This is a genomic window from Xanthocytophaga agilis (assembly GCF_030068605.1).
Taxonomy (GTDB): domain Bacteria; phylum Bacteroidota; class Bacteroidia; order Cytophagales; family 172606-1; genus Xanthocytophaga; species Xanthocytophaga agilis.
In genome coordinates, this window is the sequence record NZ_JASJOU010000066.1 from 1 (window position 1) to 540 (window position 540).

At 45.4% G+C, this 540-nt stretch carries 1 protein-coding gene; it reads left to right on the plus strand.

What is annotated here, in order from left to right; translation table 11 throughout:
• Positions 1-8: 8 nt before the first annotated feature.
• The coding region (locus tag QNI22_RS40550; protein WP_314520344.1) for a Gfo/Idh/MocA family protein at positions 9-540 on the plus strand (532 nt) is incomplete at its 3' end.

The window sequence follows — 540 nt, forward strand, 5'->3', positions numbered from 1 at the left end:
GTATTTCCATGGAAAACAATCATCAAACCTCCCGCCGTGATTTTCTAAAGAAGACCGCTCTGGGAACAGCCGGATTAGCCATGAGTATGAGTGCATCCAGTTATGCACGTATCATTGGCTCAAATGATAGAGTACGGGTAGGCATTGTTGGCTTTTCGGATCGATTCCGTCAGTCACTGTTGCCTGCATTTATGAATCATGCCAAAGAACTTAATTTTGAACTTGTTGGGGTCTCCGATCTTTGGAACCGTCGTCGGGATGAATGTGAAGCTCATCTGAAGGACAAACCCAATGTAAACAAGAAGTTTTTCAAAGTTCGCAACAATGATGAATTGTATGCGCGCAAAGATGTAGATGCTGTTATTATCAGTACTGCCGACTTTCAGCATGCATTGCATTGTGTAGAAGCCGTGCGGTCAGGCCGCGATGCCTATGTAGAGAAGCCCTTTGCAGAATCTCTGGATGATGCAAAAGCAGCCCTCAAAGCAGTGGAGGAAACAGGTAAAATCGTTCAGATTGGTTCTCAACGCCGTAGTGCAC